The sequence below is a fragment of the Ligilactobacillus equi DSM 15833 = JCM 10991 genome, assembly GCF_001435735.1.
GTDB lineage: Bacteria > Bacillota > Bacilli > Lactobacillales > Lactobacillaceae > Ligilactobacillus > Ligilactobacillus equi.
Genome location: NZ_AZFH01000202.1, coordinates 23,393 through 49,319, shown reverse-complemented (window position 1 = coordinate 49,319; position 25,927 = coordinate 23,393). Strand labels below are relative to the sequence as shown.

The 25,927-nt window shown below is 36.9% G+C and carries 26 protein-coding genes; 5 read left to right on the top strand and 21 right to left on the bottom strand.

Going from position 1 to position 25,927, the window contains the following annotated elements:
- Positions 1–5 precede the first annotated feature (5 nt).
- The 5 genes from FC36_RS10955 to FC36_RS10935 form a co-directional block, all read right to left on the bottom strand.
- Positions 6–716, bottom strand: a complete 711-nt coding sequence (locus tag FC36_RS10955; protein ID WP_025021366.1) for an HAD family hydrolase — start codon at positions 714–716, stop codon at positions 6–8.
- Positions 717–777: 61 nt separating this feature from the next.
- The gene (locus FC36_RS10950; protein WP_025021365.1) at positions 778–2,055 is read right to left on the bottom strand and encodes a class II D-tagatose-bisphosphate aldolase non-catalytic subunit; all 1,278 of its coding nucleotides are present in this window, start codon (positions 2,053–2,055) and stop codon (positions 778–780) included.
- Between the two features lie 45 nt (positions 2,056–2,100).
- Positions 2,101–2,403 carry a PTS fructose-like transporter subunit IIB gene (locus FC36_RS10945; protein WP_025021364.1) on the bottom strand — a complete coding sequence of 101 codons (303 nt, stop codon included), beginning with the start codon at positions 2,401–2,403 and terminating at the stop codon, positions 2,101–2,103.
- Between the two features lie 28 nt (positions 2,404–2,431).
- Positions 2,432–3,508, bottom strand: coding sequence for a fructose-specific PTS transporter subunit EIIC (locus FC36_RS10940; protein ID WP_056986963.1), 1,077 nt, complete (start codon positions 3,506–3,508; stop codon positions 2,432–2,434).
- Positions 3,508–3,981: a PTS sugar transporter subunit IIA gene (locus FC36_RS10935; RefSeq protein ID WP_025021362.1), complete on the bottom strand. Its 474-nt coding sequence runs from the start codon at positions 3,979–3,981 to the stop codon at positions 3,508–3,510. The genes FC36_RS10940 and FC36_RS10935 overlap by 1 nt, the downstream gene beginning before the upstream one ends.
- A gap of 343 nt (positions 3,982–4,324) precedes the next feature.
- Between FC36_RS10935 and FC36_RS10930 the strand changes: the two genes are divergently transcribed.
- From FC36_RS10930 to FC36_RS10920, 3 genes are read left to right on the top strand one after another with little or no spacing between them, the layout of a single operon-like run.
- A complete protein-coding gene (locus FC36_RS10930) occupies positions 4,325–6,235 on the top strand; it encodes a BglG family transcription antiterminator (protein WP_025021361.1) in 1,911 nt (636 codons plus the stop codon).
- 21 nt (positions 6,236–6,256) lie between these two features.
- Positions 6,257–7,807, top strand: a complete 1,551-nt coding sequence (locus tag FC36_RS10925) for a PTS fructose transporter subunit IIABC (RefSeq protein WP_056986961.1) — start codon at positions 6,257–6,259, stop codon at positions 7,805–7,807.
- 20 nt (positions 7,808–7,827) lie between these two features.
- Positions 7,828–8,145 carry a PTS fructose transporter subunit IIB gene (locus tag FC36_RS10920; protein ID WP_025021144.1) on the top strand — a complete coding sequence of 106 codons (318 nt, stop codon included), beginning with the start codon at positions 7,828–7,830 and terminating at the stop codon, positions 8,143–8,145.
- A 66-nt stretch (positions 8,146–8,211) separates the two neighbouring features.
- Here FC36_RS10920 and FC36_RS12560 read toward each other — a convergent pair whose 3' ends face one another.
- Together FC36_RS12560 and FC36_RS12555 are read right to left on the bottom strand one after the other, a co-directional pair.
- Positions 8,212–8,514 carry an FAD-binding protein gene (locus FC36_RS12560; protein WP_051527993.1) on the bottom strand — a complete coding sequence of 101 codons (303 nt, stop codon included), beginning with the start codon at positions 8,512–8,514 and terminating at the stop codon, positions 8,212–8,214.
- Between the two features lie 187 nt (positions 8,515–8,701).
- A complete protein-coding gene (locus FC36_RS12555) occupies positions 8,702–9,535 on the bottom strand; it encodes an FAD-binding protein (protein ID WP_056986959.1) in 834 nt (277 codons plus the stop codon).
- A 161-nt stretch (positions 9,536–9,696) separates the two neighbouring features.
- Between FC36_RS12555 and FC36_RS10905 the strand changes: the two genes are divergently transcribed.
- Complete coding sequence (locus FC36_RS10905) at positions 9,697–10,770, top strand: DUF8462 domain-containing protein (RefSeq protein WP_025021143.1); 1,074 nt, start codon at positions 9,697–9,699, stop codon at positions 10,768–10,770.
- A gap of 38 nt (positions 10,771–10,808) precedes the next feature.
- On the opposite strand, the gene FC36_RS10900 is transcribed toward FC36_RS10905, so the two are convergent.
- The 13 genes from FC36_RS10900 to FC36_RS10840 all read right to left on the bottom strand — a co-directional run bounded on the left by FC36_RS10900 (position 10,809) and on the right by FC36_RS10840 (position 24,150).
- The gene (locus FC36_RS10900; protein WP_025021142.1) at positions 10,809–11,171 is read right to left on the bottom strand and encodes a PTS glucitol/sorbitol transporter subunit IIA; all 363 of its coding nucleotides are present in this window, start codon (positions 11,169–11,171) and stop codon (positions 10,809–10,811) included.
- 18 nt (positions 11,172–11,189) lie between these two features.
- Positions 11,190–12,200 (bottom strand): PTS glucitol/sorbitol transporter subunit IIB, encoded by a 1,011-nt coding sequence (gene srlE, locus FC36_RS10895; RefSeq protein ID WP_025021141.1) that lies wholly within the window; start codon positions 12,198–12,200, stop codon positions 11,190–11,192.
- A gap of 27 nt (positions 12,201–12,227) precedes the next feature.
- Positions 12,228–12,773, bottom strand: a complete 546-nt coding sequence (gene srlA / locus FC36_RS10890) for a PTS glucitol/sorbitol transporter subunit IIC (protein WP_023860514.1) — start codon at positions 12,771–12,773, stop codon at positions 12,228–12,230.
- 1 nt (position 12,774) lies between these two features.
- On the bottom strand, positions 12,775–13,266 hold the full coding sequence (locus tag FC36_RS10885) for a transcriptional regulator GutM (RefSeq protein ID WP_056986957.1): 492 nt from the start codon (positions 13,264–13,266) through the stop codon (positions 12,775–12,777).
- Position 13,267: 1 nt separating this feature from the next.
- Positions 13,268–15,127, bottom strand: a complete 1,860-nt coding sequence (locus FC36_RS10880) for a BglG family transcription antiterminator (RefSeq protein ID WP_025021140.1) — start codon at positions 15,125–15,127, stop codon at positions 13,268–13,270.
- A 15-nt stretch (positions 15,128–15,142) separates the two neighbouring features.
- Positions 15,143–15,946, bottom strand: a complete 804-nt coding sequence (locus FC36_RS10875; protein ID WP_025021139.1) for an SDR family oxidoreductase — start codon at positions 15,944–15,946, stop codon at positions 15,143–15,145.
- 541 nt (positions 15,947–16,487) lie between these two features.
- Positions 16,488–17,315: a Cof-type HAD-IIB family hydrolase gene (locus FC36_RS10870; protein WP_025021138.1), complete on the bottom strand. Its 828-nt coding sequence runs from the start codon at positions 17,313–17,315 to the stop codon at positions 16,488–16,490.
- Between the two features lie 251 nt (positions 17,316–17,566).
- Positions 17,567–17,758 carry a hypothetical protein gene (locus tag FC36_RS10865; protein ID WP_025021137.1) on the bottom strand — a complete coding sequence of 64 codons (192 nt, stop codon included), beginning with the start codon at positions 17,756–17,758 and terminating at the stop codon, positions 17,567–17,569.
- Between the two features lie 341 nt (positions 17,759–18,099).
- Complete coding sequence (locus FC36_RS10860) at positions 18,100–19,341, bottom strand: oligosaccharide MFS transporter (RefSeq protein ID WP_025021136.1); 1,242 nt, start codon at positions 19,339–19,341, stop codon at positions 18,100–18,102.
- A 25-nt stretch (positions 19,342–19,366) separates the two neighbouring features.
- The gene (locus tag FC36_RS10855) at positions 19,367–20,347 is read right to left on the bottom strand and encodes a glycoside hydrolase family 43 protein (RefSeq protein WP_025021135.1); all 981 of its coding nucleotides are present in this window, start codon (positions 20,345–20,347) and stop codon (positions 19,367–19,369) included.
- A 25-nt stretch (positions 20,348–20,372) separates the two neighbouring features.
- On the bottom strand, positions 20,373–21,797 hold the full coding sequence (gene araA / locus FC36_RS10850; RefSeq protein WP_025021134.1) for an L-arabinose isomerase: 1,425 nt from the start codon (positions 21,795–21,797) through the stop codon (positions 20,373–20,375).
- Positions 21,798–21,809: 12 nt separating this feature from the next.
- Positions 21,810–22,544 carry an L-ribulose-5-phosphate 4-epimerase gene (locus FC36_RS10845; RefSeq protein WP_025021133.1) on the bottom strand — a complete coding sequence of 245 codons (735 nt, stop codon included), beginning with the start codon at positions 22,542–22,544 and terminating at the stop codon, positions 21,810–21,812.
- A gap of 4 nt (positions 22,545–22,548) precedes the next feature.
- A complete protein-coding gene (locus tag FC36_RS10840; protein WP_025021132.1) occupies positions 22,549–24,150 on the bottom strand; it encodes a xylulokinase in 1,602 nt (533 codons plus the stop codon).
- A 274-nt stretch (positions 24,151–24,424) separates the two neighbouring features.
- On the opposite strand from FC36_RS10840, the gene FC36_RS10835 reads away from it, so the two are divergent.
- A complete protein-coding gene (locus tag FC36_RS10835) occupies positions 24,425–25,498 on the top strand; it encodes a GntR family transcriptional regulator (protein ID WP_025021131.1) in 1,074 nt (357 codons plus the stop codon).
- Positions 25,499–25,690: 192 nt separating this feature from the next.
- Here FC36_RS10835 and FC36_RS12035 read toward each other — a convergent pair.
- The coding region (locus FC36_RS12035) for an IS3 family transposase (RefSeq protein WP_202813103.1) at positions 25,691–25,927 on the bottom strand (237 nt) is incomplete at its 5' end.

Genomic DNA, 25,927 nt, shown 5'->3' with positions numbered 1-25,927 from the left:
TTGCCTCACTTAGTTTTTATAAATTCTAAAATTTTATCAATTTTATCAAAAGTAGATATCTCTAAATCAGGTTCTATCGACATATCCGATATATTATGGCTACGATGGTTAAACCAGATTGACTCACAACCCGCTTTTTTTGCAGCATACACATCATTAAGATAGTTATCACCGATGTAAATGATATCACTCGTAGATATATCTAACTTACCTGCAACTACTTGGAAAATCTTTGGGTCCGGCTTACTGATTCCTAATTCTGACGAAATAAAGATTCTATCCTCAGGAATATAATTTAAAATTTGTAATGCTTTCATCTTATTTGTTTGGTGCTTTAAATTGCCGTTGGTAATTATACCCAGAAAAGTGTTTTTACTTATTAATATTTTTAGCAACTCTTCAACACCAGTAAATAAGTGAATAGATTTTAGGTTTTCATTATAAACTTCTTGAAAACTTAAAATTTGAGTATTAGAAGCAAAATACTCCATATCTTTAAGCGTCAACTGCATCCTAGCAAGCCACATATTTTCAATATTTTCTTGGGTATTAGGAAATAGTGGAAACACTTCGTCTGATTTTTGCCTAAATAACTTATATAATTTATCCCAATTGGAAACTTTTATCTCAGGAAAACTAGTTTTAAAAGCATTCACAAAAGGTAACTCTTGATCGTATAGTGTGTCATCAAGATCCCAAAATATATACTTTTTCACAGAAAGCCACTCCTTAAAGCATAACTAAGTAACTACTTTCGCCGTTACTTAGCCTATGCTATTAAATATTTTTAACGTCTGTAGTTAATCCTGTTAAGTTTAAGTCAATTACATATTGTAAGATTGGACGCTTGATGTGTTCCACGACAAATCTTTGAGCATCAATGCTATTTGCATTTAAATTAGCAAATAACTTCTTAATTTCTGCCTTCACTTCATCGTCGTTAAATGCATAGTGACCAGAAATGTCCAAAATTTGTTGTGAAAGTTCTTCATTAGCTAAAATATCGTCGACTTTCAAATTAACATCGTCACCTTCCATCCACTTACGCCAGCGTTCTGTACGAATTGCTTTATCCAAAAGAACATCGTACAACTTAGAAGGTTCTTTAACTAAACCTTCTTTAGCCAACCGTTCTTCAACCTTAACCAACTTCAAATATGCTCTCGTTTCTTCTGTACCATATTGAGGTGCTACGTTAGAAGCTGTAATGTGTGAAGGATTGTGCAATAATAATGTTTCATCATTCATATAATCTGCATTGTGTTCTTTCAAACCAACACCATACTTAGCTGCCATTTTAGCTAAATCAATCGCATTTGCATAATTCCAGTGACCTACTTGTTCAGTTAAACGAGTAAGTGTACCCGTTTGACCAACAATAAATGTTGGCATTGGTAAATCACGCTTATTTAATTCTTCTTGAAGGCGTTGGATGAAAAATTCGTACTTATCAGTTGACGTCAAACCACCATTTGTTTCTTCAGTACCTACTTCATAAGCAATTTCTGGCAAGTTTCTCTTCTTACGTTCAGTTTCACAGTATTCCAATAATTCTACAGTCCAATCGATAACCTTATCTAAATCAACAACCTTACCAATTTGGAATGGATCCTTAGTTGGGTCAATCATAAGAAGGTCAAAGCCTGCTTCAATATCAGCTAAGTATGATTCTTTAGCTAGCTTCATTGCTTCTTCCACTGGTAAGTGAGCATTACGTTCTTCGTCACGTTGCCATGGACCACCGTGGTCACGACACAGATAGTACAAACCATCAAAGTTAACTTTATCAGCAATTGCTTTTATATCTTTAGCAAATGTTTGTTGGTTCCAGCCATTTACATAACCACCACCAAGCTCGTCTTTGTCTACCTGGTTACGACTAGCGATGAACATTAGTGGAAAATCATAATCACGCGCTAACTCAAAACTAGCTTGTAATAAATTAGGAGACATTGGTCCAATACCTACAAGTGTTGAGTAGCGATTTTTTTCTTTTTGAAGTTTCAACATATTTTGCACAGTTGCACGTAATGAAATAGCATTTGATTCAGTCATTTTTATTACTTCCTTCCAAAATTTCAAACATTTCAGCCTATAAATTTACATTGTTAATAGTTTTTTCATTAAAGCATCTGATTTAGCGATAATCTTTTGCGCACTTAATTGAATAACTTTTTTACCCTTAAAGCGTTCTGTACCAGAGATAGCAGTATCATTTGTCAAAATAACAAAGTCTGCATTTTTAATTTCTTCTGCAGTTAACACATTTTCTGGACCGGAGCTACCTTGAGTTTCAATCTTTACCCCAATACCATTTGCTTTAGCAGCTTGTTCCAAGGATTCGGCTGCCATATAAGTATGAGCCACCCCACTAGGACAAGACGTAATACCTACAATATTCATAATTAAAATCCTCCTCGTAACCCTTTAATTAAAATGTTTCTACATCAAGATCAAAGTCATCGTCTTCACTTAATTCTTCAACTTCTTCCTTCCAATCTTTCTTCCAGAAACCAACAATTGCAGCTGTTACAAGTGAACCTACAAGAACTGCAACTACATACCAGATTCGGCCACCGACAACTGGAAGTGTGATTAAACCACCCCAAGGAGCGTGACTCACAACACCGAAGTAAGCAGAAATCATACCAGCAACAATTGAACCAATTGTATTAGCTGGGATAACACGTACTGGATCAGAAGTGGCAAATGGAATTGCCCCTTCTGTAATACCACAACACCCCATTAAGATAGCAGCAAGGCCTGTTTGACGTTCTTCAGCACTAAACTTTTTACGGAATAATAGTGTAGCAATTCCCATACCAATTGGTGGTGTAGCAACTGCAGGTCCCATAATCCCCATCAAGAATGGAAGTTTTTCAACTTGAGTTTGACAGAACGTAGCAGCAACCTTGTTAATTGGGCCACCCATGTCAACCCCTAACATACCACCAATTAATGCACCCAATGGAACACGAGCCGCTCCACCCATGGACGCTAAAGATGTAGTCATCCAATTCATAAATGTAGCAACTGGGGCCCCAATAATAAATAGCATAATTGCACTTGGAATCAACGTTCCCACCAGTGGATAAAGGAAAATAGATCCTAGAACCTTGTAATGTGAAGAGATTTTAATCTTTAATAATTGTTGGACTGTTAAACCTGCAATTAAACCACCTAAAATCCCACCAATAAAACCTGTGTGAATTTGAACAGCTAAGTACGCTGTAATAAAACCAGGTGCAATTCCCGGCCGTCCAGCTAAACTAAAAGCAAAGTAACCACCCAAAGCTGGAATATACAATGCTAAACCTGCTGAACCTACCAAACTAAGTTGATAAATCCAACCATCCTTGGGAGTTGGTGCTGCTGCCTGTCCTGTTAACATGACAGCTACTGCATAAATCACACCACCAGCGACCACAAAAGGAATCATATATCCAGTAGCTGTCATTAAATGCTTTTGTGCTGTAGCCCACCAGGCTGTTTTCTTTTTATTTTCCATTATAATTTCCCCCCCGTATCGGAACCTAACGCAGTATTATCGTACATTAGTTGTTTAACTTCCTCGGAATCTAAATTACGTAAACCGTTTCTAAAATCTTCATGCATTAATGATCTAGCCAACTGTGCTAAAATTTTAAGATGTAAATCCCCTGCGGATTTCTTGGGAACTGCAATTAAAAAAATTAAATCAACTTGATTATCATTATTCCAAATGATTGGATTATTTAATCTTCCAACCACAACAACCGCATTTTTAACATGGTCACTCTTCGAGTGTGGAAGACCGATATTATGACCAATATACGTAGGTAATTCATCTTCCCTTGAAAAAACATCTGCTACAAATGCGTCCACATCAATTACAAATCCTTTATCTGCAAGATACGCTCCTATTTTTGAAATAGCTTCTTGTTTTGTTTTCACATTCAAATCAAAATATGTTTCAATAGATACTGGTTTTGTTTCTGACATTTACTTCACACCTCTTTTACCAATAATTAGGTAAATTTAGAAATTACTTAGACGTCTTTGGTTATTTCTCTTATTTACACTTTTAATTATATCCTTTATTAAAGCGGTTACAATCTCTTGTTGGTATACCTTTAAAAAACTTCTTTAAACTTATCAAGGTAAATCTAAGTGCACTAATTACAATAAGTTTACTAAAAAATCTATCATTACCCATAGGGACAACAATAATTTTTCTCGCCACATACTGGTTATCCCTTTAAAAGTATACTTTTAATTAGTTTAATATATTGGCTTTGAACATAATTATTGTCATAAAGTATACTTATTACGAGGGGGTAGAATAATGAATATAAGAAAAAAAGAAAAGCAAGTAATTAATGATATAATAGCCCTACTTTTGACAAAAAAATTAGTACACTATAGCGATATCCAAGAGTATACTGGCTTATCAAAACGTACTGTTGCAAAATATCTTAATGATGTTGAAGTATATCTTAACTCAAAAAATCTTAGTTTAATTAGAAAAAGAAATAAAGGAATATATATCGAAGGTGATCTTAAACGTTTAAAACATACAACTAGTCTTACTGAGAACGTCGTAAATACAGACATCACTGCTAGAATCCTCAGTATGCTAATTCAAACTAATAATGCCATCTCACTCGACGATTTAGCTGATAAACTATTCATTAGTAAATCCACTTTAATCAGAAAAATAGAATATTTAAAAAATAATTACAACTTAGAAATTTATAGTTCAAAAAAAGGTATTTCTGTCGACCCAAATAGTAATATTACTAAAGATGCACTGACTAAATATGTACAAAATCACCTGAAATCAAAAGCTTATGTTATTCAAAATAAAATGCGATATAAATATACTTTTACAAAGAACATGCCTACTCTTTTTCCTGAAGAGATTTTTACTAGAATTAGCAATGTCATTGAAAATTTTGTTCATTTAACAGGGCTCTTGATTGAAAGACGTATGTATGAATTGTTAATTATTCACACCGCCATTGAAATTGCTCTTTTTAAGCAATATAATCAATATCCTAAAAATAACATGTTCGATGAATATAGTTCAGATAATCTTAGTATCTTTATTTATTTGATATCTTCTGAGTTTAACCTTTCAATAACTACTGATGCTTTGGAATATACTAATCACGACTTAATTTTTATAGAAAATAAAAATTTAAAACGGGATATTACAATCAATAAAATTGTTATCAATAAAGGTAATTTGAAGAAAATACTTGAAAAAGTCATTCCTCGCTATGACGATATTTTAATCAAAAATTTAACTAACCATCTTTACGAACTAATTACTCGCTATAAACTAAATGTTTATATGGATAATCCTTATAAAGATGAAATTAAGAGAAAATATCCTGTTGCTTTCGATAATGCATTAGCTTTAAGCAAGAACCTCGGTGAGTTACTTAGCATAAGCATAACTGAAAGTGAGGTGGGATTCATTACACTGCACTTCGAAGCATTTATTCATCGACAAGTTAATCTAACAAGTAGTAAAATTCGTATTCTAATTATTTGTTCATCAGGGTATGGCTCCTCTGTTTTGCTAAAACAAGAAATTGAGCAAAAATATAGTGATAGAATTGAAATAGTCAAAACTATCTCAGAAGATGAATTCGTAAAAAACCAACAGTTGAACTTTGATTTGATCATTAGTACTATTGAAATAGAAAACGTTAACACAAATATTATAAAAGTATCTCCATTACTATCGAAAAGTGATGAACTATTTCTTGAAAAAGAATTTGATCGAATTAAACGAGAGCAATATGGAAATAATGTCTTCCTAAGGTTAATAAAAAAAGACAATATTATCATGGCTAACGAGGATAACTTGACGCCGAGTGACGTCATCACAAAAATTGTAGATAATCTGCAAAATAACAACTATGTTCGCAAAGGAATGTTAGAAGCTTCACTAAATAGGGAAAAACTATCATCTACTGGATTACGTAATGTTGCTATTCCTCATGGTAACCCAACTTTTGTAAATGTCCCCACAATTAGTGTCTTCATCAATAAAAAATCTATTAAGTGGGGAGAAAATCGTGTTCACATTGCATTTTATATGGCTTTAAATGATCAAGTAGAAGTCGAAATTGATAAATTATATAAGTACTTCTATTCTTTAATTCGGAATGATAAAAAAATTTCTGAGCTTGTAAATTCTAAGGATCCTGATGATTTTATGGAAAAACTGCTACTGCTGCAATAGTTGAAAGGTGTTGACTCAACTATGATAAAAATTCAAAATCATTATGTCAGAATTGAAACATTATTTAGTATGGGTGCCAAAACTAAAAAAGAAGCTATTACCAACATTACAGACTATTTATTAAATCACAATATTATTTCTGACAAAGCAAATATTGAAAAAGCTATATTTGCTCGAGAATCAGAATTGCCCACCTACATCGGTGATAGTATTAGTCTCCCGCATGCACGTTCTTCTGCCGTAAAGCAAGCAACAATTTTAGTTGGAAAGTTACTTAACCCAATACTTTGGGATAATCATAATTATGTTAATTTCATTTTTTTAATTTTAGTCCCCGAAAAAACAAAGAGTAACCTCCACCTAAACATTATTGCGTATATTTCACGTTTAATGGTGCATAAAAACTTTAGAAATATTATAATTCATGGAAATGAAAAAGAAGTAAAACAATTACTTACTTCAAAAGCCACCACATATAATATTAATTCTAATAAGCTTCCTAACTCAAAAAATATCTATAAATCTATTTTAAAACGTCTAATGACAGCAACGGGTTACATGTTACCATTTATCGTTATTGGTGGTGTCTTATCCGCCATCCCCATTATGTTAACTGGTAGTCATCGAATCCCTAATCCTAGTGATGGTTTAATTTTTCAATTATATAATGTTGGACAAATCGGAATGATGCTTTACATTCCAGTTTTTGGAGCATATTTAGCATATAGCATGGCTGGTAAGCCTGGATTAGCCCCTGGTTTTATTACCACCTACTTAACAGCATCACTTAACTGTGGATTCTTAGGTAGCATACTTAGTGGGTTATTAGTTGGTAATACCATTTTACTACTTAAAAAAATCTATATAAAACACCCATATGCGTCAGTCTTTACAGCGCTAATTTATCCTATTATAGGAACTATTATTCCTTGTGTACTTATAGGTTTATTCGTAGCTAGTCCACTTGCTATAGCAGTTGCGTCAATTAACCATCACCTTTCCTCAATTCAAGGAATGTCTAGAACCTCTTTAGGAGCAATTGTTGGAGCTATGATTGGTTTTGACTTTGGTGGCCCTATTAATAAAATTGCTGCCACCTTTTGTCAATCTCAAATTAGCACCCACCCATTTTTGACAGGAATTATGGGAACTGCTACAGCTGTCCCACCCATTGGTATAGGTATTAGTTCAATAATTTTCAAAAATAAATTTCCATCTACTGAAAAGAAGATCGGTGTAGCTGCAATCTTAATGGGATTTTGTGGTATTACCGAAGGAGCAATTCCTTTTATCGCCTGCAATCCCATACTTATTATTACCACTTCTACATTAGGTGCAGCAGTTTCTGGGATAACAGCCTCACTTCTTAATGTCATTAATTATGCTCCATGGGGTGGAATAATCGTTTTACCTGTTATTGAAAATAAACTCGAATACTTAATTTCAATTATGTTTGGTGTTTTAACTATCATTATCATTATTGGCTTAACAAATAATGACTATGAAAAGCATAAAAATATTAAAAATAAGCATAGCAAAAGACATCAATTTAAAATCGAAATTATAGAATAATATTATGGAAGGTGATTTTTATGAAAATTGTTGGTGTTACATCTTGCCCAAGTGGTGTAGCTCACACCTATATGTCTGCCGAGGCACTCAGAACAGCTGCTTCTGAACATAACATTGAAGTTAAAGTTGAAACACAAGGCCTTTCTGGAATAGAAACCGAACTTACTCAAAATGAAATCGACGAAGCAGATTTTGTTGTATTAACAACTGATACTAGTATTTTGGGTATTGATAGATTTAAAGGAAAGAAGGCTATTAAAATCAAAGCCCGAGAATTAATTGATTACGCTGATGACCTTATTGAGCAATTAATAGACACTTACCAAAATAAACTATAAAATTTAACATAAAAATAGTGAACAAGAGCGTATGCATACTACATTGACCCTTCTTCACTATTTTATTTATTCTACTGCATATTGACCAGCCAGGCGACCGAAAGTCAAAGCGTGACTAGCGGTCAAACCTGGCACATGATCAGAATAAGCTCCCCAAAAGAAACCACCCGAACAGTTACCTGCGGCATAAAGGCCTTCGATAACTTTGCCTTGTTCATTAAGTACTTGCATCTTGGTGTTAACTCGTAAACCATCCAAAGTCGCTAACAAACGACCACCAACAATGGCTCCATAGTATGGCGCTTGGTCAACAGGTTCTAAACGGTAACTTTCCTTCCCAAAATCGGTATCTTGCTGGGAAGCTACCATTTCATTATAACGTGCAACACTCGCTTGTAAATTAGCTACTGGTAGGCCGAGTTTTTGAGCAAGTTCTTCAACTTGTATCGGCTTTTTGAACTAAACCTTCTTCCAAACGTTGCTGCACACCTTCACGCGCTTGGTCACCATTAAAAATCCCAGGGAAACCTAAGCGCGAACAACCTAAAGTGTGGTATTATCCCAAGCTTTCATCTGTCATCGTGGCTTCTGTCCAAATCATGGCACTCAAGTAGCCTGGTTGCTTAGCCGCTGCATTCATTTGGAACTGGTAAGGAGCACTCTCATTAAAGAAACATTCCCCTTCCAAGTTAACTTTTAACATTGGATAAAATGCTAGCCACAAGTAACCAGGATAATCTGGTGGCGTTAAACTTGTTTCGTAAAAGTCTTTGGCATTAGTTCCAACCGGTACCGCTCCTCGGTTAAAAACTATTGATGCCGGTTCCTCATCTTTAGCTGCACCAATTTCCAAAGCAGCTAAAATTCCAGAACCATCGTCGCGGTGGCTGTCATTGTAGACATTAGTTTTTAAGCCCCAAGGATTCCACTTCTGCATAAGAGCTTGGTTAGCACCATAACCCATATGCCAATACTGACCGTGTTCTGCCGTAACTTCATTTCCGGTTGAAAAAGCACGGTTACGCTCTGTTTCATAATATGCATCAGCAGTCGCTTGCATATAAGCACCATGAGGACGTAGGACCTTCTCATCAATCCAGTCGACTGTTTCAGAAGAATGATCCGCCCAGGTGTTCAAAAGGCGTTCATCCACATTACCTTGTGCAAAAGTAGAAAGATAATTTACCAACTCATTCTTATCAATTTCAACTCCCGCCTCCTTCTGAACTTTACTGTGAATCGAGGCAATTGTTTCTCGGTAAAGAAAGTTTGTATTGCGTGATTTATCAATCACTAAAACTTTAGCTCCTTTTTCAGCAGCTGTAGCCGCGGCCATTCCTCCAGCATTACTAGCCCCAATAACCAAGACATCATATTGTACTTTTTCCATGGTTACCAACTTCTAAATTATTCTTATACATATATCTTAAGATATTTTATATAATTTTAAAAGCGTTTTCCATAAATTAACTTCATTTGGTTGCACTTAAGTTTAAAATAGTTTAAAATTAAAATTAAAGTTTAAAAGAGTTTAAAATAAGGAGGATGATTATGTTAACAGAAAATCCATTCAATCCAACTTTTGGTGACATTCCCGAACTTTTTCTTCAAGCAGAAACTAGTCCGCATGAAATCACTACTTTAATTGAGCAAAGTAAATTTGCCCGCTCCTTTTTCATCACCGGTGTCCGTGGCTCAGGTAAAACTGTTTATATGACTAAGGTCGCTTCTCTACTTAGCACAGAACAAAACTTTGTCCACATTGACTTACTTAATAACGAAAATATTATCGAAAATTTTTCTAGTAAACTTTATTATGCAAGTAATTCAAAGTTTGATCAAATTTTTCCTACAATTGAATCTCTATCCGTTGCTGGCCTTTCTTTTAAGTTTTCTGACAATCAATCAGATAATCCAGAACTCCTAATTGAAGAACTCCTAAACGTCTTAAAATCCCAGGGTAAGAAGGTTCTCATTACCATCGACGAAGTTGATGACTCAAAGGCAATCCAAAGATTTTCCCAACTTTTTGCCGCTCTAAAACGCAAGCAACTCCCTGTCTTTTGCTTAATGACAGGACTACCTGAATTAGTGCTTAACGTACAAAATAATAAGAAGCTAACTTTTTTACTACGCTCAGAAAAAATCTTCATGTCCCCCCTAGATAATCTGGCCATGGTGCAAACATACCAAAAAGTTTTTGCTTGTTCAGTTAAATTGGCCTCTCAAATGGCCCAACTAACAGCTGGTTATTCTTACGCATTTCAGTTACTAGGTTACCTCTGCTTTGAAAACAACCCACAACTCGAGGAAACCAACTTTGCAACCGTCAAAGAACTTTTCCAACTAACCCTATTCGAAAATGCCTACCAAAAAATTTTTGAAGGTCTCTCCGACCTAGATCGCCAATACTTAATTGCCATTCAGGGACAAAGGAAACTTGAAGAAGTGTGTCGGATTATGAACAAAGACAAGGTTTTTGTTTCACAATATCGTCGTCGTGCGTTGGAACGACGCTTAATTAGACCAACTGGTCACGGTACCGTTGACTACACCTTACCTCTTTTTTCCGAGTATATTAACGCCATCCAAGACCCTGATTCCCTCTTTTATCTTGGTTACTAAAAAGTGAAGCTCCCGCAAAGGAAGCTTCACTTTTTGTGTTAATCTGTAATTGAAATAGTAGTGCCGACCTTGAATTCTGGATAGTCACCTTCAGAGACGTAAAGAGTTCCTGGTAATTCTGGTTCCGTCAAACCTGTGAAGGATATGGCAATGTGCCCAAGGTTAGTCAAGTTCGTTTGCACTTCACCACCAACCGCCGTAATCGTGTATTCTTTGTCATCAAAGTGAACTTTCATCCCCTTCTTAATTTCGGCGCTGACTGGCTCAACATTGATAATAAAGCATGAGGAACGCAGGGCATCTGGGGCTTGGTTTCCGAAAAGAATTGCCATGGCAATTTCCTTAAATTCCGGGGTATCCGCCCCGATTTCCACAACTTCTGTTTTAAAAATTTCTGACATAGTACTAACCTCCGAATTTTATTTGCCGTATAGACCAAAGCTGGCTAACCAAGCAACGAAGACCCGTGGCACCCCATTGATAAAGCGACTGTAGAGTACGGATGGCACCCCTACTTCAACGGTCTTGGAATCAGCTTCAGCTAACCCTAACCCTACAGGAATAAAGTCACAACCATTTTGGGTGTTGATGGCAAAGAGCGCTGGCAAAGCATATTGTGGTGGAATATTACCTTTCCCGATTTCCACCCCAATTAAAGTCCCAATAATTTGACCAATAACGGCCCCGGGTCCTAAAAGTGGCGATAAGAATGGCAAAGAACAAATAAATCCTAAAGCCATCAAACCCCAAACATTTCCTGCTAAAGGTTTCATAGCCGTGGCAAAGACCTTCCCAATCCCGGAACCATTGATAATCCCAATTAAGAGGGCAACAAAGGCCATAAAAGGAATAATGGTATTAATCACGGTTTGTACGGCATCCTTAGCGGCTTGGTTAAAAGTTGACACAACCTTCCCAGCTCCAATCCCGATCCGGGTTAAAATTCCAGGATTTTCTTGTTGAGCGGTCAACGTCTTGGTAGTGTCAATCCCTTCATCAGCTGCTTCTTTAGCGACGGCTTCAACCGTAGTAGTTTCTGTTACAGCATCATCATCTGAAATCAATTCAATTTGATCCAAACCAACTTTAGAAACATAGATATCTTCTTTGATAAATTGAGCTAAAGGACCACTCTTACCAGTTGGTAGAACATTGATAGTCTTGATACCTTTCTTAGGGTAAATTCCACACCGTAAGGTCCCCCCACAATCCACAATAGCGAGAGCTGTTTCCTCATCTGGAATAGAAGTTTTGAAACCATCTACGGCCTCCATTCCTGTTAATTGCGCAATTTTATCAACAATATCTGGCTTGTTGCCACCTGTTACATAAATAAATTTGTGCTTTTCTTCTGTTGGAGTAATGGTGATAGGTCCACCCCAGCCCCCAGTACCTTTTACAACACGAATACTATGATATTTCTTTGTCATAATCGTTGCCTCATTTCTTCAATCTTATTACATTTCTACTTCTTTAGAAAGGGTAACCCCTTGTTGCTTGCAGACGTATGCGGTGGTGAAGTCGGTAATCCAACCACCAATGAAATTCATTAGCAAACCGACTAACATGTAGCGGATAGCCAAATCCATGGTGTTGAAACCTAACTTTTGCACCCCTTGCGCAATCCCTAACCAAATAAAGTATTCCGAGGGATTAATGTGGGGGAAAACCCCATTACTAGTGTGACAGAATTGAGCGATAGAGGCGTACCAACTTGGCTTGTAGTATTCAGGTAAGAATTTACCCATAGAGTGTGCCATTGGATTTCCTAGCATAAAAGCGGATACAAAAGGTAAGATTAAATAACGGGTCACAGGGTTCTTAGAGGAAGCCCGGGCCAGCTTAGATATTTTTTTATCCCCAACAAAGGCAATAATAGCATTCATTAAAACTAACAAAAGTAAAACTGTTGGGATAATAGTAGTCATCCAACCTACGAAGGTTTTACCCCCGCTTTGGAAAAGCCCCATAAAGTCTGAGGCGAATTCTGTAACAAATTTCATTTTAGTTACCTTCTTTCATTTTTCTAGTTCTAAACCGATAGTAGACAGACTTGGCCTTTTCAACCATTGGTAGGGACCAAATCTTAATGCTGTCGTCAAAGTCTGCTTGGCTCATTTCTTTCGTCCGGTAATTAATATAGGCCTTGTAAGCATCAAGGAAGCACACACGGGTTAATTTGTCGAATTTTCTCAAAAATTCGTGGTCAGCTGCCAATTCCGCAATATTTTGGTTACGTAAACTTTTAATTTCTTTGAATTTAGCAAAGACTGTCACACCTTTCATCATTTGCGCTTCTAAAATTGTACCTTCAGCGTTGACTGCTAATAACATCAAAGTCCCGGAACGAACTTTCTTGGGATTTTTACCGATTGCTACCGGAGCTTGCAGGCGTAAACGGTGAAAGGTCGTGGAGAAGTCCTTAATTTGTCGAAGTCCGAATAACCCCTGTAATAAGAAGGCTCCTACCAGCATTAAGCCAAAATAAATCATCATTTTATATCGCCTCCATAATCTGTATAAATCCACGGTTATCATCATAATTTTTCAAATTGCTAAGCATATTAGCATTGGCTGCCATAGTATTAATCGCATCATAAACATTGGATAAGGTCCGCGTTAAATTATCATCGAGTTCTTTAGGAATGGCCACGAGAAAGACCACTTTAACCTTCCGACTTTTATAAGTCACAGCTTTGTCAAAAATTCCCGCTTTGACTAAAATACGATGGTGACCACTGTCGTCAATTAAGTGAGGTATCGCAATACCGTCCCCGAAAATATTAGACTTTTCAGCTTCCTTTTGGCGCCAACTTTCTTTGAATTCTTCTGTTAAGTTACCTTGCGCAATTTCTCGATCAATCAAACTAGCCACTTCATCTAGGTACGATTTACTAGTCTTAAACTTAGTAACGCTAAACTGACAAAGTCCCGCTTGAATTGCTTCATTCACCAACAAGATACGCATTTTTTCCTGCAGGCTCCCTTTATTAAAGGCAGTATCCAATTTAACCACTGGTGCTTTCCTATTTAACTGATCATCTTTAAAATAATCGTTGGTAAAAGTTAATAGGTACTTGGCTTGGCTGGCTTTAAATTCTTCTTCAGAACTAAAGGTATCAACAATCACTTCTTCATCAAAAAGTGCTTTGATTTGTTTAGCAATAAATTTATTAATGCTAGAACCAGCAATATTGACCACTGCAAAGCGGTGCAAATTATTTTGTGGCGTGGCATCTAATTCCATCTGAAAATAAACTGTTAGATAACCAATCTCTTGATCCCGAATATTTTCGGCTAGTTTCTGACTAAGTAAGGTTACCATTTCTTTAGCCAACTCCAAGGCCAACGGATACATCGTTAAAATTTCATCTGAAATAAATTCGTTAGATTTGATATCAAAGGCTGCACGATTAACTAAGAAAACCAAATGATACTTGATTTCCATAAAAAAATGGCAGAAATCTAAATTAACGTCAATTTTTTTCTTCAAAGCTGGGATTAATCCTTGACCCAACTGAGATAATTCCGCAACGGCCTCCTCAAGCTTACTTTCTTCTGTTTGTCTTAACTTGGAGATATTCATCGGACTGGTGATAAATAACCACTCCGTTATATTTAAAGGGCTTTCAAAAAAGTTAGCTAAGTATGTTTGCAATGCTTGACAACTACTTTCTTTCAATAAGAAATAGTAATGTGGCACTGGTGCTTGCATGATGATGCCTTGCTGACGCAACCAAAGAACAATTAAGAGATTCGTTTTGAACTGACGGGTAACTTCCTCAGTCACTCCAAATGTAGCCAAAATTTCTTCTAACTCAAGTCCTTCTTGAGCAGATAATTGAGGCAGCTCACAGTAACGGGCGACCAAACTCTTAAAAATTACCGCATATTTGTAGTCTTGAGGAACAAAAAGTTTTACGCCCCGGTTAGTTTTTGTTTGAATTTCCGCCCCGAAATAGTTCAATTCGGACCTAAGAGCCTGAATATCCTTGTTAATTGTCCCACGACTGCTTAAGAATTTTTCTGCTAAATCATCTAAAATCACATATTCATCATGTTTTCGGTAAAGTTCCTTGAGAATTAAAGCTTGGCGCTTGACCGGATCATTATAATCAAGGTCCTCTTTCAAAAAGGAAGTTTGAATGCTAGTCAGCTTTTCATAATCTTCGATTTCGATAAAGAAAACCCCGTTGCGAAAGATGATTTGTGCAATGCCGGTCAACTCAGCATTTAAAGCTTGAATATTTTTACTGATAGTTCCATGAGACAGGCTAAATTGGGTCTGTAACTTGCCGTATGTTAATGTATCATTGATAAGAAAATACCGCAGGATTTCATAATTTTGTCTGTCCAATCAGCTCATCTCCTTCTAGCCGCGAGATTTACCTCCGGCAACGTTAATCGTAACCCCAGTAATATAGCTGGCTTTATCTGATAAGAGATATGTCACAGCATCGGCAACCTCAGATAATTTACCACTACGACCCAATGGCGTAGTTGAAGTACTCTTGTAACCGGCACGAATGTCATCAACCGTCTTATGACGCGTGTAGGCCAAAGCCTCTTCGTATGATAAAGTCCGTAAACCTGTGGCTTCCATAATCCCAGGAGCCACACCAACAACACGAATATTGTGTTCCCCTAGTTCCTTAGCCCAAGAGCGGGTAAATCCATTAATAGAAGCCTTAGTAGCAGAATAAACACTTTGTCCTTGAGAACCTTCAAGACCGGCTTCAGAAGACATGTTAACCACAACCCCGTACTTTTGCTTGGCCATTTGACGTACGGCAGCTTGAGAAACTAAGAAAACACTCTTCACGTTGACGGCAAACATCTTATCAAAGTCCGCTTCGGTAAACTCATACTTGCTTTGGTCAGCTTGAGCATCCACTAATAACCGTGGCAAATTAATTCCGGCGTTGTTCACAACCCCGTCAATCTTTCCTTCATTAGCCACCACTTGATCAACCATGGCGTTAACTTCTTCATGGCTGGCAACGTTGGTCTTTACGAAGTGGAGGTTTACATGTTTGAGATCGCCTTCATTTAAATCCGCATTGTAAACAACAGCATCATTGTTTAAGAGTTCTGTCACGATAGCTTTTCCGATTCCAGATGAACCACCAGTAACAATGTACACGCGACCAGCAATATCTAACCATTTTTCACTCATAATAAAACACCTCATGTTTTCTTATTTTTCTTTACGGTTTTATTATATGTGTATGCGCTTGCAAAATTAATACAAGGATTTGCGCATTTCTTTTTCAAAATGGTGGTTTAATTAATTAGAAAGCCATATTCATATATGGCAGATTTACATTTATTAATTTAGCCTTCTCAATTATTGAACTTTTTTATCTAACTTGTCAACTCAAATATTCAATGTTTAAAATGTATTGATATCAACAAGTCAACTCATGAAAAAGTACAACTTAGGTTTTAAGTAAACTCTCTACGGTGGACTCAGGTTTACTATGCGATATGTAAGCAAAGACCATAACTCTGTAACATAATAATACAGTACAATGTCACAAAATATTGCACTCCTCGTCCAGCCGGGCGGGGATTTTTTTTCGTAAAAAGGACTAACTTTTACGCTAGTCCCCTCTCAGCTTCACAAAATTTTTATAGCAAAAAAGAGCTAATCAACCGATTAACCCCTTAACACTGGTGTTTTGTGCTCTGCGCAACTCTATATTTTCAAATCAGCCCTATATTTCTGCCAATATTCCTTCGATTGCAGCTAGAACACCTTCGTCATCATTACTTGGTACCATCTTGGTTGCCACTGCTTTAATTGGCTCTTTAGCATTCGCCACTGCATAAGAAGTCCCCGCGGCTTGCATCATTTCCAAGTCATTAAGATTATCGCCGAAAACAATCAAGTCCTCTTTATTTAAATGATAGTGTTGTAAGAGCTGTTCTAGCCCCCAAGCTTTATGGCAGTCACCATGCACAAAATCAATGGCTCCATGACCGCCCTGAACTGCACGCAAGTCATCTCCGTGACTTTGGTTATATTCAGCAATCAAGCTATCTACTTCTGCTTCAGGAACCATGGCTGTTACCTTAATAAATTCGTCTTGATTGGCCACTTGGTCAAAACTTGCAACCTTAATGCCCGGACTGAACAATTTCACCCAATCAGCTGGCATCAAACCTTGATTAGCTTGTTCCTGAAGATCACCAATATAGTACATTTGCTTGGCACTTGAAATTAAGATAAAGTAGTTCTTACTGCGCGATAAGAAAAATTCCTCAAAATCCCGAATTTGTTGGACTGTGAGCAACTGTTTGGCAATTTCTTGACCTTGTGCCCGCACATAAGCCCCATTTTCCGCAATACAATCGATGCGTGCTGAAATATTTTGAAAAATATCTTCCACCATCCAGTAAGACCGTCCACTCGCCACTGCAAAGCGGATTTGCGCTTCATCTAAGCGGTCAAGTAACTTAGTAAAACGTTCCTGATTATAAGAACCATCGCTTTTCAAAAAAGTCATATCCATATCACTAGCAATAATTTTTCTAGGTCGCATTTTGATACCCCCATTTGTTAAGTTTAACATAATTTTTAATGGCGCCAAAAGTAATATAGACACGCAAAAATAATAATAATAAATAGGACCAAATAACACCCGCAAGTCACTTGCTTAATTTCTACCTCAGCCGATACAAACTTGGATTTCGAAGATGAAATTATCTCTCCATTGGCAGATAGAACTGTCATCTCGTGTAGTATATTATCGTACAGTTAAAAATATCCCCTTCTGAAGCTTGCAAGATAAAATTAAACTTCTTCGGAATGATACTTTTCAATGAGATCTTGCTCATATTTTTTAAGTAAATAATCTGTTAAAACATGATAGTCCAAATACTGGATACCATACTTACCCCAATGGATTTTATTTACCAAACGGCTATTGTAATATAAATCCATTGCTTGAGGTAAACTTAGATTTAATTCTTGAGAAATATTCATAATAAGTTTTTCTTCTAAACTTTCTTGATAAATCTGTTCTATCCTTATAATCTTTATTTAAAAGTATAACACGCTCAACAAGCTTATGTTAAATCTTGAACCTAAAATTAGCAGATTTCCGTTGAAATCATCAAATATTATACCAATCAAAAGAAAAATTTCACGAGCATAGAAAAAAGCCGCTCCTTTGAACGACTTTAATCTTTACGCTTACATTTTTATTTAAAAAGCCTACTTACACTAGCTTGACTACTTAACTAGGCTGACAGGCTTTTCGTTACTGTGTCTTATTGTTAAATATATTTTTACATTTTTTAGGAGTATATTATGGCTTAATTTGTCTATGCTTTCACTTGACCAGCCTTAATCGGATCTTCTTTTTCAAGTGTGAATGCACAAATAAGTGTGACCACTGCTACAATAATCCCTAAGATAAGGTATGTGTGTTGGAAACCAACTTGGTCATACATCTTACCGGCAAAGGATGAAAAGAAGAAAACCGATAACTGTTTAGCAAAGTTAGATGACAATGCATAAACAGTAGCATATAACCGTAAATCAAAAGCTCCGGCAATATACTTCATAATTGAAACCAGGAGGATTGGCATTTCTAACCCTGCCAAAAGTCTAAAGATGACGATTAATGTCAAGTTCGGAACTAAGGCAGAACCTAAAATCCGAATTGCTAAAATAACACCGTAGATAATCAAACCGTTACGTGAACCAATTTTATTAATTAACCATGGCATTGGAATCATTAATAAAAACTCTAAAGCCGTTTGGCTAGATGTCATGTAACTATAAGCAATCGTCCCTTGGGAAGCGTTGTCAAAAAATGATTTAAAAAAGATAATAAATTGTTGATCAAATACATCGTAGACTGCAGAAGTACCAATATAGAACAATGATAAAATCCAAAAATTACGTAATTTAAAAATGGAACTCATTTGCTTTAGATCCAATTTATTTGAAGTATCTTCACCACCAGCAGCAGCCAAGTTGTCTAAATTGATTTTATCACTAAAAATCAAAGTACATGTAAGTAAAATCGCCGCTGTAGTACATGCCCAAAAAATTGAATTAGGGTTCCATAAGAAGAGACGACCTCCAACCAACGCAGCAGTTGCTCCCGCTAATGATCCTCCCATCCGCGAGTGACCGAATTCAAAGTTATTTGTCAAACTAGCACGTTGTACATATTGTTCAACTACAGAAACCCCACCGTTTAAAATAAAACTCATGTAAATCCCTGTTATAATGGCTACTGTTGTAGGTCCCATAGCTAGTAGTGGCTTAAATACCCATTGGAAATATGGTCCAACTAAAATCATCCCTACAGCGATTGTGATAATCAGGGTTTTCTTCATGACTAACCTATCTGAAATTACCCCAAAAATAGGTTGGAAAATTAGGGAAATTCCTGACATCATGGAGAACACCAAACCTGCTTGAACTCCGTTAAAACCTGCTTCTTGTTCTAGCCAGAGTGTTAAATAACCAAAAACTATTGCCCAAGTAAAGAAGTAAGAAAAGTGTGTTACAGGGAAACCCCAAAAATGTTTCGTTTCATTATTCTTTTTCATAATTAAATTCCTCCATTAATCTCATTTAGTCATAACTGTAAGGAATTGGCTTCCCAAAATTAGGGGTACCATCTTCATTCCAAGTAAACGGTTTAACTAAGGTATGACGGTTAGGATCGTACAAAGGATCACCTTTAATTTCTGTATAATCACGACAGTGGTAAACCATTAAATCAGTTTCACCATCTTCCGCCACAGTGAAGGAATTGTGACCAGGACCAAATTGATTGTGTTCGAGATCACTTTCGAAAACTGGAGTTGGTGATTTTTCCCAGTTAGATGCATCTAATAGGTCAACATCATCACGCACGGTTAACATTCCCATCGCGTAATTTTCATCAGTGGCACTGGCTGAGTAAGTTAAGAAGAAACGACCATTCCGATGGAGAACTGCGGGACCTTCATTTACCCAAAAAATTTTGGTTTCCCAGTCATATTCTGGTTTAGTTAACATGACTGGTTCCGTTGAAATCGTCCAAGGATTTTCCATCTTAGCGATGTATAAATTAGAGTTACCCTTAATTTCTTTATCCTTTTGCGCCCAAACGTAGTATAAATCACCATTGTGTTCAAACGTGGTGGCATCTAGAGAGAACGTATCCATAGGGGTCACAACACGACCTTTTTCTTCCCAGTATTCTTCACCAGCCATAGGGTCTTCGTTTGCGCATTCAATGCAGAACATACGATGTTGGAACATTCCATTTTCGTCAAATTCTGTGGTGTGTGATGCGGCAAAGTAAACATACCACTTACCTTTAATATAGTGAAGTTCTGGTGCCCAGATTAATTCGCTCATTTCACCAGTACCTGATTCATGCTTTCTCCAAACTGTCCTTGGTGCAGCATGTGCTAAACCTTCTAAGGTACGAGCCTTTCGGATTTCAATTCGATTGTAAGCTGGTACTGATGCTGTAAAGTAGTAGTAACCATCAGTGTGCTTGTAAATAAATGGATCGGCACGTTGAATAATTAGGGGGGCAGTGTAGCTTAATTCTTTACTCATAAATAATTCCTCCAATTATAATAATTTAGTCAATTTCAACTAATTCAATGTCGTACATCTTTGCCAAATCGGCAATTTGTTCATTTGTTGCAGCTAATGAGAAGACAGTGTGGTGACCACCACCATTTTGAATCCATGCAACGGAGCCTTTCTTCAATCCCGCCTTAGGTGTCCACATTTGTTTAGCAACTGGTAAGTATGGTGTTTCTTTTTCTGGCTTGTGACCTTCAACTTCGTATGAGATGAACTTGAAGCCATCACGGAAGTCAGAAAGAGTAACGTCAATTCCGTCGCCTTCTGAGCCAGAGAAGACCAAACGTGCTGGGTCAGTCTTACCACCAATATCCAATGGGTGAACTTCAACCCGTGGTTTATCAGAAGCAATGGTTGGATCAACTTCAAGCATGTGTGAACCTAAGATAGCTTCATGACCTGGACGTAAATCTAATGTGTAGTCTTCCATGAAGACAGTTTGTTTGTTGTGGGTCATGATTTTAAGCACACGGTCAAGGGCAGCTGTCTTCCAGTCACCTTCACCAGCAAATCCATAACCATCACGCATTAACAATTGAGCAGCTAAACCTGGTAATTGATCCATGCCCCAAAGATCTTCGAAGTTTGAAGTAAAGGCAGTGTAGTTACCACGGTCTAAGAAACGTTTCAAAGCAATGTATTGCTTCAATTGTTCCCGTACTGAGTGTTGGTAGTGTTCTTCACTGTTGTTACCTTGAACTAATTCGTAACGACTTGCTAAATCATCGTACTCAGCTTGTACTTCTTCATCAGTTACTTTATTAATTTCTTCAACTAAGTCACCAATTCCGTAGTAATCAACTGTCCAACCTAACTTGATTTGTGCTTCAACCTTGTCGCCTTCAGTCACGGCTACATTACGCATGTTGTCACCAAAACGAGCTACCTTTACCTTAAATGATTCATTGTAGGCTACGGCAACATTTTCCCAGCTAGCAATTTCTGCTTGTACTTCTTCATCTGCCCAGTGACCGTAAACAACCTTATTATTCTTCTTCAAACGCGCATTGATGTAACCATATTCACGGTCACCGTGAGCTGATTGATTCAAGTTCATGTAATCAAAATCAATGGTATCGTAAGGAATGTTGTTTAAAAATTGGGTTGCCAAGTGAAGTAATGGCTTTTGGAGTAATTTAGTCCCACGAATCCAATTTTTAGCGGGTGAGAAAGTGTGCATCCAAGTCATTACCCCAGCAACTTCATCGCGATAGTTAGCTTCTTTCATGAAAGCAGTAATTTCTTCAGCAGTCTTCATAACACCTTTGAAAACAACCTTATATGGTAATTTACCGCTTTCATTTAAGGATGCTACAATTTTTTCAGTATCATTAGCTACATTACGGAGTTGTTCTTCCCCGTATAAAAATTGACTTCCTGCAACAAACCAAAATTCGTAATCTTGAATCTTTAACATCTTAAATTCCTCCTAATTTTCTTCATGCTTGGCATGACTTTGTGATTTAGCGTTATTTTGTCCATAGTATGCATTAGCTCCGTGCTTACGGAAGTAGTGCTTGTCTAATAAAAACTGTGGTAAAGTTGAATCTGCCATGGTCATTTGCATCGTGTGAAAATCTTCCTCTGCAACAACTTCCAATACTTTCGCATTGTAGACCGCCTTGGCTGGGGTAGCTCCCCAAGTAAAGGGACCATGTTGGGAAACCAAAGTCCCTGGCGTTGCTTCATAATCCAAGCCCCGCTTTTCAAAGGTTCTCACAATAGTTTTACCTGTATTACCTTCATAATCTTCTTCGATTTCTTCCTTAGTTAAGGCATCAGCTGCCGGAATGTCGGTATAGAAGGTATCAGCATGGGTAGTATTCATCGCTGGAATATCCATTTTGGCTGCAGCAAAGGAAACCGCCCATGGTGAGTGGGTGTGCACAATCCCCCCAATCCTAGGAAAATGATTGTAAAGGTAAGTATGCGTTGGTGTATCAGAAGAAGGATTATAATCTCCTTCAACAACTTCTCCCTTTAGATTTACCACTACGAGATCTTCTGGTTTTAAGTCTTCGTAATCAACCCCAGATGGCTTAATAACGAAGAGACCTTTTTCACGGTCAATCCCGGAAACGTTTCCCCAAGTAAAGGTAACTAAGTCTAACTTAGGCAACATCATATTGGCCTCGTAGACTTCTTTTTTTAAATTTTCTAACATCTTCTCACCCTTCGTAATTAATTTTTTCGGCCAAACGTTCAACTTCTAACCCAGCCTGGTAATTTTCAATAAAGATACGGTAACCTGCCACCCCAGCTTCTTCAGGGGCCAAGGTCATACTTTCGCTTTGAGTAAAGACCCTGGTATCTAAGTAATCTGGTAAGCTTAACTCATTCTTATCAGTGAGGTAAAGCGCTAAGACCGCCATTCCCCATGGTCCACCAACACTGGCATTATTCATGATTGTAATTGGTACATTTAAGGCGTTCGCTAAGACTTGTTGACCTACAACTGGTGTTTTGAACAGGCCACCTTGAGCAATCATCACTTCAGTTTGGATACCTTCTTCTTTGATCAAAGTTTCCATCCCAATTTGTAGTGGTGCAAATGCTGCATATAATTGAGAAACCATGAAGTTAGCCAAGGTAAAGTGACTATTTGGTGTTCTTACGAACAATGGTCGTCCAGCTTGAACATCAGTAATATTCTCCCCAGAAAGGTAGCTGTAGTTGACCAACCCCCCCGCATCCGGTTGTGACTTAAGCGCATCTAAGAAGAGCGTTTCATAAAGTGTGTCTCCTGAAACATTGATTCCTAAGCGACCCGCAAATTCTTTAAATAGACCCGCCCAGGCATTGATATCAGAAGAACAATTATTGGCGTGAACCATAGCAACTGCTTCTCCATCTGGAGTTGTAACCACATCAATATCACGGTGCACACTTTGAAGTTCTTTTTCTAAAACCACCATAGCAAAAGCGGAAGTCCCCACGGAAATGTTACCGGTCTTCTTACGCACGCTATTAGTAGAAATCATCCCAGTACCAGCATCACCTTCCGGTGGCGCCATTAGGCTACCGGCTAGCAAGTTACCAGTTGGATCAAGTAACTTAGCCCCTTCAGATGTCAAGCTACCAGCCATTTGACCGGCAACCTTAACTTCTGGCAGAATATCTTCTATCTTCCAAGAGTAAGCCTTTACATTTTTCTGATTAGAAAACTTAGTTAACAAATCTTGACGATAATTTCTATGTTTATCAATTGGGAACATCCCGGAGGCATCCCCCACACCTAAGACACGTTCACCACTTAACTTCCAGTGAACATATCCTGCTAAAGTGGTTAAATAGTCAATCTGTGCTACGTGTTCTTCACCATTTAATATAGCTTGGTAAAGATGAGCAATTGACCAGCGTTGAGGTATGTTGAAATTGAATAATTCCGTTAATTCTTCAGCTGCCTGTCTAGTAATATTATTGCGCCAAGTTCTAAATGGCGTTAAAAGTTTTTGATTTTTATCAAAAGCCAGATAGCCGTGCATCATAGCACTAATTCCGATAGAACCAACTTTTTCTAAACTTACATGGTAACTTGAAAAAACTTGCGCAGCTAATTGTGCGTAACTCTTTTGAACACCGTTCCAAATATCTTCTTCGCTATATGTCCAAATGTGATTTTCATATTTATTTTCCCAAACATTAGACCCTGAAGCTAAAACTTCAAAATCTGGTCCAATCAAAACCGCCTTAACTTGGGTTGAACCTAGTTCAATTCCTAAAGCAGTTTTGCCATTTTGAATGATTTGAGAAGCTTTCTTAATATCCAAGTAAAACACCTTCTTTACGAAAACGATTTCTTTTTACATTCACATCATATAATATTTGTTCGTATAATTCAACATAACAAAAAATTCATTCGAATAAAAAATTGTATATAAACATCTACAAATCAATGATTATAATTTGTGAAAATTTTATTTATTTTTTTATCAACAATTTGTAGCTTTAAGTTATTCGAATAAAAATCATTTTCTACTAGACTTTCAGCCAAAAATATAGTTGAATTTAATTAATGAAATATTTACACGGAGGGAATATTTTATGAAAAATGATTATCTAAAAGTTAAGGAAAGTATTAAAAATAAAATTCTCTTTGGAAAATACCAGGCAGAAGAAAAGCTTCCCACTGAAAATGAATTAATTGAACAATTTAAAATTTCACGCTATTCAATTCGTCGTGCTTTAGGAGAACTTGAGCGTGAACACTTAATCTATCGTGTCCAAGGATCCGGTATGTTTGTCCAATCACTTACTAAGAAATGGACTAAAAATACTAGTAATAAGACCATTGGAATTATTTGCACCCATATTGCTTCCTACATATTTCCGCAAATTATTGACGAGATTGACAATATTTTGACGGCACACGGCTACTCTTTACTACTTAGTAATACTCATAATGATCCTACTCGAGAACGCCAAAGCTTAATTAATATGCTAGATTCACAAGTTGCTGGCATTATTATCGAGCCAAGCCAATCTTCTTTGACCAGCCCTAATATGGATATTTTTAACATTATTAAGAAGAAAGAAATACCCATTGTCTTCTTAAATGCTGTCTATGAATCCCTTGATTTTCCTTGTGTTTCAATTAATGACTTGCAAGGAGAAAACCACTTAACGTCACACCTTTTAGAGTTGGGTCACCAACAAATATTAGGAGTTTTTCAAACCAATGATTTACAAGGCGTCAACCGTATGCGTGGTTTTATGAAGGCTTTTCAAGAAAAAAAGATTGATAATTCTAATTGTGATGTGATAATGTACAGTCCTCACGATGATTTTAATATTATTGCCCAAAAAGTCGAAATCTATCTTAAGAGTCCCATTCCGCCAACAGCTATCGTTTGTTACAATGATCAACTAGCAATTTGGCTCACGGACTATCTCAAAAAAAATGGTTATCATATACCAGATGATATTTCCATTGTTGGCTTTGACAATTACGCTATGGCACAATATTTAACACCACCATTAACTACTATTGCTTATCCAACACGTAATATTGGACAAGCAGCAGGTAAAGGTATTCTAGCTTTAATTAACAACGGAGAGTTTAGTTCTAAAAAATACGAACCAAAATTAATTCTCAGAAAATCTACTCAAAAAATTTAATTTTAAATAAGGTCCACCGCTCTTTTTGGCAGTGGACCTTTTGTTCTTTTAAGCTTTGTAAATTCAATGACCACGGGGCTATCCCTCCATGGGTTAAACCCCATGGAGGGATAGTGAAGTGCAACAAAAAAGTTAGACAAAAACAAAATATATTTTAAGTAGCTAAGACATGAATCCGGTAATCAACTGGGCTCATATTTTTGTTTTGTTCGAAATTTGGTCGTTATTATACCAATTGATGTACTTTCTGAAGAGCCATGTGAACTCGGCTATGTCCTTACAGCTCTTGATTTCAGGTAGCGATTCGATTTTGAGAAGGTGGAAAAAACTCTCCATAGGGGCATTATCTAAACAATTTCCCTTGCGGGACATACTTTGGATTGAACCCAATGAATCACTCTTTTCACGATAGTAGTCCAATTGATAGTA